The organism is Methanosarcina sp. KYL-1 (assembly GCF_024372725.1).
Taxonomy (GTDB): Archaea; Halobacteriota; Methanosarcinia; order Methanosarcinales; family Methanosarcinaceae; genus Methanosarcina.
Map to the genome: position 1 here is coordinate 13,009 of NZ_VOUA01000013.1, position 14,924 is coordinate 27,932.

Consider the following 14,924-nt stretch of genomic DNA (forward strand, 5'->3'; position numbering starts at 1 on the left):
ATATGCCAAACTTGTCTTTGCCAAATTTGTCTTGTTCCAAAATCACTGAAATATTTTGGATATTGCTGAAAGTCGGGCTACTAAAAAACGGGCTACTAAAAACGAACTGCCAAAAAAGGGATTGCTAAAAACGGGATTGGTGTAAAAATGAAGATGAAGAGAATGGGATTCGGAAGCATGAAGCTGAAAATTCTACCTGTTTTAGTGCTTTTGGTTATTGGTCTAAGCCTTTTTGCCAGCGGCTGCACGGGCCCTGGGGAAAACCAGGGTGACGAAGGGGCCGGAAACGGGACTGAAGCGGGTGTAGTGGAAGAACCTATTATTGTTGCTGTAAGTGTCCTTCCCCAGGCTGAATTTGTAGAAAAGGTCGGAGGGGACCGGGTAAAGGCCGTTGTCATGATCCCTCCCGGGGCAAGCCCTGCCACCCATGAACCCTCAGCCGGGCAGCTCAGGGAAGTGAGCGAAGCCCGGATGTACGCTATCGTCGGTGCTGGCCTGCCCTTTGAGGAAGTCTGGATGGACAAGATCGAGGCCGTCAACAGTGAAATGCTGGTTGTGGACTGCTCGAAAGGGATCGAACTCAGGGAACTGGCTGCTCACAACCATGGGGACGAAGAAGGCGATGTGCATGCCGAAGGGTCGGGAGAAGGGTATGCCGAAGAGCTTGAAGGCGACCTTGAAGGTGAGCCCGGAGCTGAAGGGGAAGAGCACGCCCACGAAGGCCTTGACCCCCACATCTGGACATCCCCTGCAAATGCGAAGATAATGGTCCAGAACATCTATGAGGGGCTTGTGGAGGTCGACCCTGAGAATGAAGCTTATTATGCCGCAAACAGGGACGCTTACCTGGAAGAACTGGATGCTCTGGATGCGAGGATAAGGGCAAAGCTGGAGGGGCGCAAGGAAAGGAGCTTCATGGTCTTTCACCCGTCCTGGGGCTATTTTGCCGCCGATTACGGGCTGAATATGATTCCGATAGAAATTGAAGGAAAAGAACCGAGTGCACAGGACCTGACCCGGCTGATTAGCGTTGCAAAGGAGAAGAATGTCAAAGTCATCTTTATCCAGGCCCAGTTCAGCACACGGAGCGCGGAAGCTGTGGCTGAGGAGATCGGAGGAGAAGTGGTGGTTGTGGACCCACTTGCAAAAGATTATATTGCAAATATGGACGAAGTGTCCGATATCTTCGCCAGGAACCTCGTTTAAGGTCGTTGAAGTTTTGAGTTTTCGGTTAAATATCAAAATAGCATAAGCCGGGATGAGAATAAAAACGATAGGTGGAATGAAAGGCAATGGAGAAGGTCGTAGAAATTAAAGACGTCTGGGTGCGCTATGGAAACCAGGTGATCCTGGAGTCCGTGAACCTGGAACTTGCAGAACCCGCAGGGCTGCTCGGGATCATCGGGCCAAACGGGGGAGGAAAAACCACCTTCCTGAAAGTACTCCTGGGGCTTTTAAAGCCATACAGGGGAAGCGTGAAGCTTTTTGGAAAACCTCCTGAAAAGAGCAGGGACCTTGTGGGCTATGTGCCCCAGTACAAGCGTTTTGACTTTGATTTCCCAATAAGTGTCTGGGAAGTGGTCCTTACAGGGCGGATGAGCCACACGGGCTTCCTGAAGAAATACAGTGAGGAAGATAAAAAGGCTGCTGAAGAAGCCTTAAAGACCGTGGAGATGTTCCAGTATAAGGACCGGCAGATAGGGCAGCTCTCAGGCGGGCAGAGGCAGAGGGTCTTTATTGCCCGGGCCCTTGCCACAAACCCCAAACTCCTGCTCCTGGACGAGCCCAACTCCGGGCTTGACCCCCACATGCAGGACGAACTCTACCGCCTTCTGGACCGGCTTAAAAAAGATATGGCGGTTATTATGGTTACCCACGACCTGAGCGCAGTTTCGGTCTACGTGGACCGGATCGCCTGCTTAAACCGCAAGCTTCACTACCACAATTCCAGGGAAATCCCGGTTGAGGACCTTGAAGCTACCTACCAGTGCCCGGTAGAACTGATCGCCCACGGGGTACCTCACAGGGTGCTTGAGCGGCATAACGGGAATTCCTGATTCCGGATGATTCTGAAATAATAATCCTGGAAACCGATCCTGAACAGGAGAATTTGAAAACTCGGCCCCGGAACTGATCCTGACAAGGAGAAATGAAAAATGTTTGAACTTCTGCAGTACAGCTTCATCCAGAACGCCCTCGCCGCCGCAGTCCTCGCCAGCATCGCCTGCGGGATAATAGGCGTCTATGTGGTGGTAAAAAAGATCGTCTTCATAAGCGGCGGGATAGCCCATGCTTCGTTTGGGGGGATAGGCCTCGGCTATTATCTGGGGATCAACCCCATGTTCGGCGTTGTTCCCTTCAGCCTTTTATCGGCCCTGGTCATGGGTACGGTGAGCAAGAAATCCAAAATCCCGGAAGACAGTGCAATCGGCATCCTCTGGTCCCTGGGGATGGCTCTCGGGATCATCTTCGTCTACCTGACTCCGGGCTATGCCCCTGACCTCATGACCTACCTCTTCGGAAACATCCTGACCGTGCCCCGTTTTGACCTCTACCTGATGCTTGCCTTAGACGCGGTCATCGTGGGCGCAGTTTACCTTTTCTACAAGGAATTCCTTGCCCTCTGCTTCGACGAAGAGTTCACTACCGTACAGGGCGTCCCGACCCAGAAGCTCTATCTCCTCCTGCTCTGCATAATCGCCCTCACTATAGTCGTCCTGATCAAGGTAGTCGGGATCATCCTGGTCATAGCCCTCCTGACCATCCCCGCCACCCTGAGCCGCAAATTCACCCACAACCTGAAACAGATGATGTTGATCTCCATCCTCTTCGGAGGCGTGATCAGTGTCACAGGCATCGGCCTGTCCTATGCCCTGGACGTCCCTTCAGGGGCAACAATCATCCTGGTGCTGAGTTTCGTGTACGGGCTGGTAGCCGTCGGGATGGAGATGCTTGACGGAAGAGGAGTTTCCGGGGCTAAAAACAGTCCCTGAAGCTCATTTTTGTGAATTTGTGTTTTTTATAAGAGTATTTATGGACTGAAGGGGACATTTTGATAAAATTATACAACAAAGATTTTATATAGAGTGAGCCGCAAGAAGCTTTTGGATTTACTCCAGTTTACTTTACATAACTTCCACGATTGAGGCGACCAGGGAAAAAAACGGAATCTAAAGACACCACTGGGAAAAACGATTACCCACCTCTTCAAGTGGGGGAAGTAGCTGACCTGAAAACAAACAAAAAAAACAAAAACAAAACAATTATAAACACGTAAATATCAGCACATGTACTTACAAGGTCACCTATAAGTCACATGTGTACTGTCAAAAAACCACCTGACAGGTAAACATATGTCCCGTCAACATATGTGCTGTCAGCATTGTACTATCAGCGTGTGCACCCACACACAAAGCCACCTCAAAAACGGGTAAAGTGACTGGACCTCTCAAAAAGAGGATAAAACGGAAACTTCCAACCACCACCTTAAAACGAAAAAAACAAAAAAACATCACACCAGGGTGATAAAATGGACCGTGAAACAACCCGGGATCAAAACATAGAAGAAAACGAAATTTTCGATGGTGAAAACCTGAATCTTCCGGATATGCCTCTTCCGGAAACTGACAACGTTTTACATTCGATTTTAAACTCCTTAAACCAGAACATCGCAGACTTTTATACTTTTGTAAAATTCACGAACTATCTGTCTGAGGACCATTTAAACGTCGAACTGCTGAAAAGAAGCATGGGCATCCACAGGGATTTTTCAGCCCTGTTCCTGCACACTAAAGAAGAATTTGTGTTCGTTTATCCTGAGTTTATGGAGAAAACGGAGAAACTCTTATTCAAAGGGGATGTGGGCAGCGACTGCTTAAAATACACTCACAAAATCTGTAAAGCGGTCAGTGACTACAAAATAGCATTACACAGAGAAGGGTATTTGCCTGACCTTAGAAGGCAGCTGCCGTTGGCTGACATTTGATCAGCCGACAACGTACTTTCTTCTATAATTTTTTAAAATTTTTGTAGATTTTTAAAATTTTTAAAATCTTCCTATACTTTTTTCCCATTTTATACATTTCTTCTTTTCCAAAATAGGTCCGGAGCTGCTCGCCTTGCTCTTTAACTGGAAATTGAGAAAAAAGTCGTCTATTAGAACCTCGGCGCCTCTGAGTTTAAAGGCTATACAGTGGTCTGATTACAGTGGTCTGATGTGGAAACTCCTGACTGTTTCAATAATTCGTGGCACTTCTGGAATCTAGTAAGAAATTTCAGTACACCCTTAGTATTATATTTAGTAAAAGATATTTAGCATGCAAGGCATCTGTGAAAAACGGTGTCTTTAAAAACGATTTCTTTAAAAACGATTTCTTTAAAAACGGTGTCTTTAAAAACGGTGTCTTTAAAAACGGTGTCTTTAAAAACGGTGTCTTTAAAAACGGTGTCTTTAAAAACGGTGTCTTTAAAAACGGTGTCTTTAAAAACGGTGTCTTTAAAAACGGTGTCTTCTACGCAGATGCCTGCCCCTTCTACACAAAAGTCTTTTCCTGGTTCCTTTGATTTTTTGATTAAATCTTTTATTTCTGATCCTTATCTTGCTCCAGCCGCACCGAAGGTGCGGGACAAGACAGTCCGGAATACACCATTAGCACTGTCCTGGCTATCAGCACAAAACCGAAATCTTACAACCGGGAACTCGGAAAAAATAGCAACATTAGAACAAAAACCGATACTTGAAAATCAAAAATCAAGCAAAAAAGTCCAGACCCGAAAAAAGAGCTCAAAAAACAAAAGAAAAAAAGGAACTTCAGTTTTCACTGAAGTCCGTAATGTTTTATGTTCCAGTCTGCAGCAGCCTGGATTTTTGCGATTTCTTCTTCGCCGCCTTCCATGGTGAAGAGGTGTTTGAACCGCTTCTGAGCCCTGAGGTATTCCTCGACGGGCTTTGGGTCCTTGACCTTTCTTACCTGGGTGAGCTCTCCGTTTTCCATCTCGTACATGGGCCAGAGGCAGGTCTCGACTGCGAGTTTTGCAAGCTCGATGGTCTTTGAGCCGTCGAAGCCCCAGCCGGTGGGACAGGGGGCGTGGGCGTGGATGTATGCAGGGCCCACAGTTTCGGTGGCTTTCTTTACTTTCCTGATCATGTCCCTTGGGAAGCCGATTGAGGTTGTGGCCACGTACGGGGCGCCGTGGGCGACCATGATGGCGGGCATGTCCTTCTTCGGGCGCGGGTTTCCGAAGGAGACTTTGCCTGCGGGGCTTGTCGTTGTGGAGGCGTCGAAGGGGGTTCCGGAGCTTCTCTGGATCCCGGTGTTCATGTAGGCTTCGTTGTCCACGCAGACGTAGGTAATGTCATGGCCCCGCTCAAAAGCGCCTGAGAGGGACCGGATCCCTATGTCCATTGTCGAGCCGTCTCCGCCGACTCCGATGACTTTGGTGCCTTCCTTTCTGCCGAGGGCTTTTAAGGCAGCCTCGACACCTGATGCCACTGCACCTCCGTTTTCGAAGAGAGAGTGGATCCAGGGGACCTGCCAGGCGGATTCCGGGAAGGGTGTGGTCATGACTTCCAGGCAGCCTGTAGGGTTAATGATGATGCAGTCCGGGCCTGCGCCCATGAGCATGAACTTTGCGGCAAGGGCGTCACAGCAGCCTGCACAGCCTCTGTGTCCCGGGGCAAGGTAGGTTTTCGGTGCGGATTTACTCATAGCAACTCCTCCTTGACATCAGCAAACTGGCTTTCAACCGTAACTCCGGACTTTGCGACCTTCTTTGCTTCTTCGATGATCTTGCTGACAAGCTCCACGCGCACGTCGCGGCCGCCGTGGTTCAGGGTGTAGCCGATAATCGGGATATCGCACCTGCTGTTGTACATGCAGGACTTGGTCTCCGTAAAGAGGGCGCCTTCGTTGGTCCCGATGGAGATGTTCTTGTCAAGCACAACCACAACATTTGCTTTTGAAATGCCTTTCCTGATCTGCTCTTTCGGGAAGGGCCTGAAAGACCTCACTTTCAGGATGCCGATCTTTTCGCCTTTTGCCCTGTACTCGTCCACAACGTCCTTGAGGGTGCCCACAAGGGAGCCCATGGACATGAGCACGATCTCGGCATCTTCGAGATAGTAGCCGTCGACAAGCCCACCGTGGTCCCTGCCAAAGATTTCTGCGAACTCCTTTGAAACGGCCTCAATCTTCGGAAGGGCTGCCTGCATTGCTTTCTCCTGCAGGTACCTGAATTCCGTGTAGGTGGAGGGGTCGGCAAATGCCCCGAAAGTCAGCGGGTTTTTGGGGTCAAGCACCTGTTCCGGCTCATATGTCGGCAGGAACTCGTCGGTCAGGTCCTGCTCAAGCAGCACCACAGGTTCGTAGACGTGGGAGAGGATGAACCCGTCCATGCAGGCCATGCCCGGCAGGAGCACATCCTTGTCCTCTGCGATCTTGAATATCTGGGGGACCATGTCTGCGGCTTCCTGGACGTCTTCGGCATAGAGCTGGAGCCAGCCGGTGTCCCTCTGGGCAATTGCGTCCTGGTGGTCGTTCCAGATGTTGATCGGGGCGCTTACTGCCCTGTTTGCCACGGTCATGATGATTGGAAGCCTCATCCCGGCGGCATTGAAGAGCACCTCGTGCATGAGCAAAAGACCCTGGGAAGTGGTTGCGGAATATGTCCTTGCCCCAACGGCTGAGGCGCCCACAAGGGCCGAGATTGCCGAGAATTCGGATTCCACGTTGATGTACTCGCAGTTCGGGATTTCCCCGTCCGCCATAAACTGGGATAAGTCCTCAACGATATGGGTCTGGGGGGTGATCGGGTATGCGGAAATCACATTTGGACGGCTGACCTTTGCAGCATGTGCAACCGCATAGGAACCTTCAACGACCACCATTTTAGCTTTGTCAGCTGCATTGAGAGGCATTATTTTTCCTCCAGGACCATTTCAATCGCATCTGCAGGGCATTCGTTTGCACAGATGCCGCAGCCCTTGCAGAAGTCATAGTTGTACTCGAAAAAGCCGTCTTCCCGCGGAAGAATGGACATATCAGGGCACACTATTTCGCAGATCCCGCATTTGGTGCATTTTTCGTAAATATAGACGGGACGGAAGTTTCTCCAGCCTCCGGTTTTGTTTACCAGGGTCGAGCCCGGTTCGCAGACTCCGCCAATTGTGATCTTCATGCTTCTTCTCCCCTGATCAGTTCATAGGCTTTCTGAATAGCTTCGGCATTCTTTTCGGCCACTTTGCCTGTAAAGCGGTCCTTTACGGCTTTTTTGATAGATTCCACATTAATCTCCCCGGTTGCGCCTGCAAAAGCACCCAGGAGGACAGTGTTCACGATCGGGCGGCCTATGATGTCCATAGCCACGTTTGTAGCGTCTACGGTCATGACCTTTGCATTTGTATCAAGCTTGAGGTCTTCCGGCGTTTCCTTTGTGTTGATGATTATGATTCCGTCATCTTTTATCCCGCTTGCAACGTCGACAGTTTCAAGCAGGGTTGCATCCTGGACGATAACGTAATCAGGTGTATAGATCTGGCTACGAAGCCTTATGGGATTGTCACTGATTCTGGTGAACGCCTGCACAGGGGCACCTCTGCGCTCAACTCCGAAGGCGGGGAAAGCCTGGCTGAATTTCCCGTCTTCAAAAGCTGCTACAGAAAGCATCTCAGCTGCAGTGACAGAACCCTGGCCTCCTCTGCCGTGTATTCTGATTTCCTTCATCTGGGTTCTCCTCTTAAACGCAATTTTCTTAGTATTTTTCCGTTTTTCGGTGAATCTTTACTTTTTGGTGGTTTTGCTTTTTGGTGGTTTTACTGTTTTTCGGTGATATTCCGGCAGTCTGTAGGGTCACATTGCTGTCGGTCACACTGGAATAATTCAATTATCCTGATGCTGGCAGATGTCCGGTCAATTTCAACGCTGGTAAGTTTCAACGCTGGTAAGACTCAACCCCGCATCCGATACAGGATGAGGCATCTGGAGCTTTGTGCGGACACAACCGGCAAATGCATATAGTTTCAACATTTTCAGGACAGCTATTGTTAACCTGAAAATCTAATATTTACTTATTATAATCGCTCATTCATAATTACTATTGAAACCGATCTTAAGTATATTTTCAATTATATGTTCACGCCGTATAATGCCCGATGTTCATGGATAATAGTGTAGTTTATTATTAGTTTTTCGGTGAAGTTTAGAAAGTCATATTTAAATATTTCTAAATAAAAATTATTTTTTAGATGTATTTCATTTCCGGTCTTCAGGTTAACCTTTTTCCCATGTATGTTTTTTCTTATTTTCGCCGTAGACAAATTCTCTCCTGAAAATAATATATATTTTAGATTTTTTCCGGAAAGGAAATTTTCATCAACTCAACTATGGACTTTCCATCTTCCAGGTTGTTAATCTTTTCCCTGAAATGCCGCGAGCCATGCAACCCTTTTGTAAACCACTGGGCATGCATCCGCAGATTGATGGAAGGGAGAAGCCCGTGCTCCTCAAGTAAGGTTATATAAGCTTCAAAATCCCCGGACTGCTGGGCCTGCGGGTCAATCTCCAGCTTTTCCCCGGTCTCCAGGTAGTGCCTGATCCGCCTGAAGATAAAAGGAGTTCCCATTGCCGCACGTCCGACCATGAGCCCGTCGCAGCCCGTGAATTCCAGGGTCTTTTCCGCAGACTCCTCGTCCCTGATATCCCCATTTGCAATCACGGGAATCGAAAGTGCATTTTTTACAGCCCTTATGCGGGCAAGGTCTGAGTTTCCGGAGTACATCTGCTCTGCAGTCCTGCCGTGCACGGTCAGGGCCGAAGCCCCGGCCTTTTCTATCAGGCGGGCAATTTCAAGGGTCTTTTCCTCACTTTTCAAGATACGGATCTTTGCACTCACAGGGGTATTCAGAGTGCCTGTAAGCTCCGATATTATCCCATAGACAAGTTCCGGGGAGCGGAGAAGGGCCGAGCCGCAGCCTGTCCCTGTGATACGTTTTGAAGGACAGCCCAGGTTTACGTCGATTACTTCGGGCCTGAACTCTTCTTCCACAAAGAGTGCAGCTTCCCGCAGTTTCTCCGGCGAGCTTCCAACAAGCTGGACCCCAAAAGGCCTGTCTTCCCTGGAAGCCAGCCCCTTGAGGACGGCTTTTCGGTTTTCATTTATCAGGGCATCTGCGCTGATCATCTCCGTGTACGTGAGGTCGGCCCCGTAGCTCCTGCAGAGCAGCCTGAAAGCCAGGTTCGTCACGTCTGCCATGGGTGCAAGAAGAAGGTTTCCCGGAAGTTCTGTCCTGCCAATTTTTAATTTCTTGAGCTTCATTTTTCCGTGTTTGCCCTATTTTTGGCGATTTTTTGAAACGTCCCTGTTCTCTGTTTTACGTCTCTGTTTTAATAGTTTCTATTTTAGCGGGCACTTCAAGTTGTGATATATTTCAACGTTTTGATATTACTCTGATTTATTGAGTATTCAAAAAGATTTCGCATAAAACTTTGCAATGAGTGCGAATCCGGAAAATGAACAAATCAGTCCTGAAAATTAAAAAATCAGAGGGTGGAAGTATCCGGGTGGGAAATTGAAATCTGAAAAAAAGTAAAGGACATATGAGCAGCACATGAAGCAGCACATGAAACAGCTTATGAAAAAAGCAGTCTCACATGGCCAGCGTAAGGAATCCTGTACTGTGCGGTCCCAATGACCCATTCCTCTTTTACGGGTACATGGTAGCTTATCTGCCCTTCCTGGTCAAAGTGTTTGTTTGTTACGGGATTGTCCCCTTTGGTTATGTACCCGGAGTAAGGGGCAATGGGCCCGTTTTCCCACATGGGCTGTCCGGCCTCCACATAGTACATGGCCCTGTGGATGATCGGAGTTACACCTTCCTGTCCGTAGGGGCGATAGAGGATCACATCTCCATAGTCCCCAAACGACATATAACCTGAACTTGCCCCTTCCTCATTGGTGACGAGGTTAACCCTATCTATGTTCTTGATAAAAATGATGTCCCCTACCTGCATGTGGGGCTCCATGCTCCCGGATTCCACTGCAACCATGGGAGTCCAGAGCCCGAAGGCCAGCTTGGATAGGACCATAAAGGTGATCAGGACAGCTATAACCGACAGCATGTCCTTCCCAAGGGAAACCCAGAAGTTTTCTTCCTCCCGGGCACTATTTTCCGTATTAGTTCCGCTCATAATCAGTCTTTATTCTTTTAATGCTGTATTATATTTCATTCGGTCTTCTCAGGTCCGGAATCCGTATATATAATCTGTATATATGTTTGATCTTAGCCTGTTTTGTCCATCCGAACTCATAATCTAATGTAATTTATAATTTTGTACGAGCCCCACCTTGCTCCCTTTAACTTATGCACAATTCTCTATAATATTTGCTGTGATATTTGCTTTAACATTTGCTGTGATATTTGCTTTAACATTTGCTGTGATATTTGCTTTAACATTTGCTGTGATATTTGGTGTGACATTTTGCTTTTACTGCTTTCTTGTTACAATTTGTCTTATTATGATTTGTTTTTATCCTATATTAATATTCAATTTATTCATCAAGTTATGATATTTTTATAGTTTCTTTCTAAATAATCGACAGAAATTACTGAAAATCGACCAAAATTATGGCCTACAATCAAAAACCTGCAGCCTGCGGGAAGCTGGGAAGCTATCGAAAACTAGAAAATATCAGAATCTATCGGAATTATCGGAATTTATCGGAATTATTGGAACCTATAAGATAACATTAAAAGCTATCAGAACTTCTTAAGTCAGAAGCTCTTAAGTATTATTGTGAGGTACAGCAAATATCTCAGGATCAGCTCTGTTGATCCAAACTTAATAAAATTATTCTTCGTAGTATTACATTATTTTGTATCTGATTAATTTTTATATTTTGAACAGGTCTTTGCCTTTAAGCCTTCAGGTCCAATAAGGTCTAAATTATGAATGAAATCGATATCATAAGGGCGGTTACAGAGGAAGGGTATCAGATAAGTCCAAGAGCCGCAGAACTCATCAAATCAAGTGATGCCCCTCAGCGCCTCCTCGAATACGTCCTTTCAACAGTTGATGATTCTGTTTTCGTAATTGAGGCCGAACACGTTGATCTTGAGGGTTTTGCAGCTTCAAACCCTTTAAATTCCGTTCCCCTAAATGGGAGAGAAGGTCCTGATTCATTTTCCACTGAGCCCAATAGATCTTCTGAGCCCAATAGATCTTCTGAGCACCATAGGTCTTCTGAACTCGATAGGTCCTCTGCTGAGTTCGATAAAACCTCTGAATTCCATGAATCTCCTGAGCCTGAGGAATTTTCTTCCGAGCCTGATGCGGTCCCTCCTCATGTTTTCGACCCCTTGCCGGACCCTCATCTTGACTCTCATTCTGACTCCCATTCTGACTCCCATTCTGACTCCCATCCGGGCTTCTATTCAGCCCCCTATCCGGGCACTGTTGAGGATCACTCTTTAGACCTTTCTCCTGATTCTCCTGATTCTCCTGATCTTTCCCCGGATCCTTCCTCTGGTCCCGAATCAGTCCCGGACCCTCTTTCTTATGAGGAGGACGTACCTGACCCGATTTCATCTTCCTTATCTTCCGGGGCTGCGGATAGGCCTGTTTCTTCTCCCGGGGGGCGCGGGAATTCGCTTCTCTTCCCTGCTTCAGGCCAGGCTTCCAGAGCTGACCAGTTCTTTTCCACTCCGGGCCGGGCTTCTCCATTTAATTCTCCGGTTTCTTCGCAGGTTTCCAGGTCAGGTTCTCCTTCAGAAGGGGTCAGGCACATTTCAGGCAGAAACCCCGTGACCGTGCTTTCGGACATAACCGGGCATTCCACCTGTGTGGGGGAGTATATGCAGTTTGTACAGTACTTCAGGGACAGGTACAGCAGGCTCTCCGAGATCATCCGGAGCAGGATCAATTCTCGGCCCATCGAAAGCCTGAAGAGGAGGAGCTTCCGCCGGGGAGGGGATGGGAAACAGGAGGAGATCGCGATTATCGGGATGGTCTCCGATATAAGCAACACCAGCAACGGGCACAAAATCCTGTCTCTGGAAGACCCCACAGGCTCTTTCTCCGTCCTTGTGCGGAACAGTGACAAGGAGCTCTTTGAACTGGCTTCCAGGGTCCTCTTAGATGAGGTAATCGGGGCTGCAGGCTCTGTAACCAATGACGGAAACCTGATGATTGCCACAAAGCTAATCCAGCCCGACGTCCCGAACAGCGTGCAGCGCCGGACCGGCAGCCACGGGAAAGCCGTGCTTATTTCGGATGTGCATGTGGGCAGTTCTCAGTTCCTCGAGGAATCCTGGCTCGATTTCCTGGATTTCCTGAAAGGGGAATCGGACTCCGAAGCCATGCGGGAGATTGCATCCGAGATCCGTTACCTTGTGGTTGCAGGAGACCTTGTGGACGGGGTCGGGATCTACCCTGACCAGGAAATGGAACTGGATATCCAGGACGTCTACGAGCAGTATAAAAAAGCCGGGGAATACTTCAGGGAAGTTCCCGGGCACATCCGTGTGATCATAAGCCCCGGCAACCACGATGCAGTCCGCCAGGCCGAGCCCCAGCCCTCCCTTCCGGAAAAAATCCGGGCCTATTTCCCGGAAAACGTCACCTTTGTCGGAAACCCTGCCCTTGTGGACCTGGACGGGGTCAGCATCCTGATCTACCACGGCCGTTCCATTGACGACCTGGTGGCGAGCGTACCCGGTGTCTCTTACCATGAACCTGCAGGGGCCGTCCTTGAGATGGTTAAGCGCAGGCACCTTGCCCCCATGTACGGGAGCAGGGTCTCAATCTCTCCAGAGAAAAAAGATTATTTTGTGATCGACCAGGTCCCGGACATCATCCACACAGGCCACGTGCACACCCTGGGCGTCCAGCGCTATAAAAACGTCCTCCTTGTCAACTCAGGGACCTGGCAGGGCCAGACCGAATTCCAGAAGCGTGTAAACCTTATGCCCGTGCCGGCCAGGGTACCCGTGGTGGATCTTGCGGATTTTGATGTGAAAATCCTGGCTTTTGATTGAGTTCTGGACCCGATACCCGGTTTTTGATTCTCTTTTTGTATTATTGGTTTTGATGCGTTCCCGGCCGTTTCTCCAAAAAATTCTCCAAAATTATTTTCCGATCCTTATATATACCACGAGCATTTAATAGTCGGGAAATGCCGCTGGAAGATCAAAAGGAAAATTCCGGGGAAGATTTCCCGGAGGTGCAGGAAGAAAACCTGGAAGAAAACCTGGGAAAAAAGGGGGCTGAAGATCAGGAATCTCTTCCCTTCGACATCCCGGATTTTGAGACCCTCCTGAAAAAACAGGGCTATGCTCTTGCAGGCCGCCATTCGGCTGTCAAGACCTGCCTCTGGCTCAGGCATGCCATGAACGGCCAGGGTTTCTGCTACAAGGGAAAATTCTACGGGGTTGCTTCCCACCGCTGCCTCCAGATGACCCCTACCCTGATATGCAACCAGCGCTGCCTCTTTTGCTGGCGTCCCACTGAGGTACCTGTCCCTGCCCCGGGGGAATGGGACTCTCCAGAAAAAATCGTGGAAGAAAGCATTGCCTGCCAGAAAAAGCTGATCACGGGTTTCGGCGGCTCCCCTAATGCGCTTCGGGAACGCTGGCTTGAGGGCAACGAGCCCAACAATGTTGCAATCTCCCTCTCGGGAGAGCCGACTTTTTACCCTTACCTCCCCGGACTCATCGAGGAATACGAAAAGCGGGGCTTTACCACTTTCCTGGTCACTAACGGGACTGTACCCTCGATGTTTGCAAAAATTTCCCCCTCCCAGCTCTACATGAGTCTGGACGCTCCTGACCTTGAGACCTACCTGAAGGTCTGCCAGCCTAAATCCCCCGAGCTCTGGAACAGGATAAACGAGTCCCTGGCCCTTATGAGAGAGAAAAGCTCGAGGACTGTCATCCGGACGACGCTGGTCAAGGGCGTGAACATGTTCAACCCCGAAGGCTATGCCGAACTCATCAAAATAGCCTCTCCTGACTTTGTGGAGATCAAGGCCTACATGCACCTCGGCTTTTCGCGGCTGCGCCTTGACCGCTCCGCCATGCCCACCCACTCCGAAGTCCTGGAATTTTCAAAAGAGCTTGCAAAGCACCTTGGCTATGAAATCGCGGACGAGTCCGAAATCAGCCGGGTGGTCCTGCTTTCAAAGAACGGGAAAAAGTCCCCTGTCAAAAGGAATCCCTGATTTATGAGATTCCCTTTTTCAGATTCCCTTTTTCAGATTCCCTTTTTCAGATTCCTTTTCAGATTCCCTTTTTTAGAATCTTGTTTTTTAGAATCTTGTTTTTTTTCGAGTTTTTTACGGAAATACGGAGCAGAGAATAGATAAAGACAATTTTCAGGAAAACGTTTTAAGGACAATACTTTTATGATTTGCTGAATATATTATCTAAGTCCTTAGATAGAAACAAATATAAACCCAAGTTTCAATAAGGATATGACCTTAGAGGGGCCAGTGCAGATTTAACCTGATAAGGACACAGTTTATAAGAAACAAATTAATAAACCCGATCTAATCAATCCAATTAGGTCCAGTCTAATCAATTCAATAAGGCTTAATCCAATCACACAACCAGTAATTACACAGTTTGAGTAGAGTATGTCTCATATCTAGTGCTATCAAAAGGGTGCGGAACCTTGCGGGTTTGCGCAGCATTGTTGCAGGCTTTTTTAGCGGCATGCAGGAGCGTTTGTCTCCGGCAGGCGTGCTTCCTACCCAGGGGTTCTTTAGCATTCGACTCGGTTTTTATGCCTGGATTTCGGGCGAGACGGGAACTCACTGTGTGGCCTGTTGTTACCTATCCTCCGTTTATCCTGAATACTAACCCGGATGCTGGCCGAGTGAGTAACTGAATAATTAAATTTACAAATAATCTAATTTACAAAAATTTCACATTT

The 14,924-nt window shown here is 48.3% G+C and carries 13 protein-coding genes; 6 read left to right on the forward strand and 7 right to left on the reverse strand.

Annotated elements, in window-relative coordinates:
• Window positions 1–147: 147 nt before the first annotated feature.
• From FTO70_RS10080 to FTO70_RS10095, 4 genes are all read left to right on the forward strand, one after another.
• Window positions 148–1,206, forward strand: a complete 1,059-nt coding sequence (locus tag FTO70_RS10080) for a metal ABC transporter solute-binding protein, Zn/Mn family (protein WP_369694359.1) — start codon at window positions 148–150, stop codon at window positions 1,204–1,206.
• Window positions 1,207–1,292: 86 nt separating this feature from the next.
• A complete protein-coding gene (locus FTO70_RS10085) occupies window positions 1,293–2,057 on the forward strand; it encodes a metal ABC transporter ATP-binding protein (RefSeq protein WP_255335629.1) in 765 nt (254 codons plus the stop codon).
• Window positions 2,058–2,156: 99 nt separating this feature from the next.
• A complete protein-coding gene (locus tag FTO70_RS10090; RefSeq protein WP_255335630.1) occupies window positions 2,157–2,993 on the forward strand; it encodes a metal ABC transporter permease in 837 nt (278 codons plus the stop codon).
• 536 nt (window positions 2,994–3,529) lie between these two features.
• Entirely contained in the window at window positions 3,530–3,985 is a 456-nt protein-coding gene (locus tag FTO70_RS10095; RefSeq protein ID WP_255335631.1) for a hypothetical protein, read from the forward strand.
• Window positions 3,986–4,311: 326 nt separating this feature from the next.
• On the opposite strand, the gene FTO70_RS18050 is transcribed toward FTO70_RS10095, so the two are convergent.
• The 7 genes from FTO70_RS18050 to FTO70_RS10130 form a co-directional block, all read right to left on the reverse strand.
• A complete protein-coding gene (locus FTO70_RS18050; protein ID WP_369694361.1) occupies window positions 4,312–4,584 on the reverse strand; it encodes a pentapeptide repeat-containing protein in 273 nt (90 codons plus the stop codon).
• A gap of 233 nt (window positions 4,585–4,817) precedes the next feature.
• A complete protein-coding gene (porB, locus tag FTO70_RS10105; protein ID WP_255335633.1) occupies window positions 4,818–5,708 on the reverse strand; it encodes a pyruvate synthase subunit PorB in 891 nt (296 codons plus the stop codon).
• Entirely contained in the window at window positions 5,705–6,916 is a 1,212-nt protein-coding gene (gene porA, locus FTO70_RS10110) for a pyruvate synthase subunit PorA (RefSeq protein WP_255335634.1), read from the reverse strand. The genes porB and porA overlap by 4 nt, the downstream gene beginning before the upstream one ends.
• Window positions 6,916–7,176 (reverse strand): pyruvate synthase subunit PorD, encoded by a 261-nt coding sequence (gene porD, locus FTO70_RS10115; RefSeq protein WP_255335635.1) that lies wholly within the window; start codon window positions 7,174–7,176, stop codon window positions 6,916–6,918. Before porD ends, porA begins: the two co-directional genes overlap by 1 nt.
• Window positions 7,173–7,721 (reverse strand): pyruvate ferredoxin oxidoreductase subunit gamma, encoded by a 549-nt coding sequence (locus FTO70_RS10120; RefSeq protein ID WP_255335636.1) that lies wholly within the window; start codon window positions 7,719–7,721, stop codon window positions 7,173–7,175. Before FTO70_RS10120 ends, porD begins: the two co-directional genes overlap by 4 nt.
• A 619-nt stretch (window positions 7,722–8,340) precedes the next feature.
• Window positions 8,341–9,312: a tRNA dihydrouridine synthase DusB gene (dusB, locus tag FTO70_RS10125; protein ID WP_255335637.1), complete on the reverse strand. Its 972-nt coding sequence runs from the start codon at window positions 9,310–9,312 to the stop codon at window positions 8,341–8,343.
• A 314-nt stretch (window positions 9,313–9,626) separates the two neighbouring features.
• The gene (locus FTO70_RS10130; RefSeq protein WP_255335638.1) at window positions 9,627–10,184 is read right to left on the reverse strand and encodes a S26 family signal peptidase; all 558 of its coding nucleotides are present in this window, start codon (window positions 10,182–10,184) and stop codon (window positions 9,627–9,629) included.
• Window positions 10,185–10,942: 758 nt separating this feature from the next.
• Here FTO70_RS10130 and FTO70_RS10135 point away from each other — a divergent pair.
• Window positions 10,943–13,030, forward strand: a complete 2,088-nt coding sequence (locus tag FTO70_RS10135) for a DNA-directed DNA polymerase II small subunit (RefSeq protein WP_255335639.1) — start codon at window positions 10,943–10,945, stop codon at window positions 13,028–13,030.
• A 137-nt stretch (window positions 13,031–13,167) separates the two neighbouring features.
• Complete coding sequence (twy1, locus tag FTO70_RS10140; protein WP_255335640.1) at window positions 13,168–14,211, forward strand: 4-demethylwyosine synthase TYW1; 1,044 nt, start codon at window positions 13,168–13,170, stop codon at window positions 14,209–14,211.
• The last annotated feature ends 713 nt before the right edge of the window (window positions 14,212–14,924 follow it).

Coding starts and splice junctions, on each gene's coding strand:
- FTO70_RS10080 (WP_369694359.1), top strand. CDS start 148: ATGAAGATGAAGAGAATGGGATTCGGAAGCATGAAGCTGAAAATTCTA.
- FTO70_RS10085 (WP_255335629.1), top strand. CDS start 1,293: ATGGAGAAGGTCGTAGAAATTAAAGACGTCTGGGTGCGCTATGGAAAC.
- FTO70_RS10090 (WP_255335630.1), top strand. CDS start 2,157: ATGTTTGAACTTCTGCAGTACAGCTTCATCCAGAACGCCCTCGCCGCC.
- FTO70_RS10095 (WP_255335631.1), top strand. CDS start 3,530: ATGGACCGTGAAACAACCCGGGATCAAAACATAGAAGAAAACGAAATT.
- porB (WP_255335633.1), bottom strand. CDS start 5,708: ATGAGTAAATCCGCACCGAAAACCTACCTTGCCCCGGGACACAGAGGC.
- porA (WP_255335634.1), bottom strand. CDS start 6,916: ATGCCTCTCAATGCAGCTGACAAAGCTAAAATGGTGGTCGTTGAAGGT.
- porD (WP_255335635.1), bottom strand. CDS start 7,176: ATGAAGATCACAATTGGCGGAGTCTGCGAACCGGGCTCGACCCTGGTA.
- FTO70_RS10120 (WP_255335636.1), bottom strand. CDS start 7,721: ATGAAGGAAATCAGAATACACGGCAGAGGAGGCCAGGGTTCTGTCACT.
- dusB (WP_255335637.1), bottom strand. CDS start 9,312: ATGAAGCTCAAGAAATTAAAAATTGGCAGGACAGAACTTCCGGGAAAC.
- FTO70_RS10130 (WP_255335638.1), bottom strand. CDS start 10,184: ATGAGCGGAACTAATACGGAAAATAGTGCCCGGGAGGAAGAAAACTTC.
- FTO70_RS10135 (WP_255335639.1), top strand. CDS start 10,943: ATGAATGAAATCGATATCATAAGGGCGGTTACAGAGGAAGGGTATCAG.
- twy1 (WP_255335640.1), top strand. CDS start 13,168: ATGCCGCTGGAAGATCAAAAGGAAAATTCCGGGGAAGATTTCCCGGAG.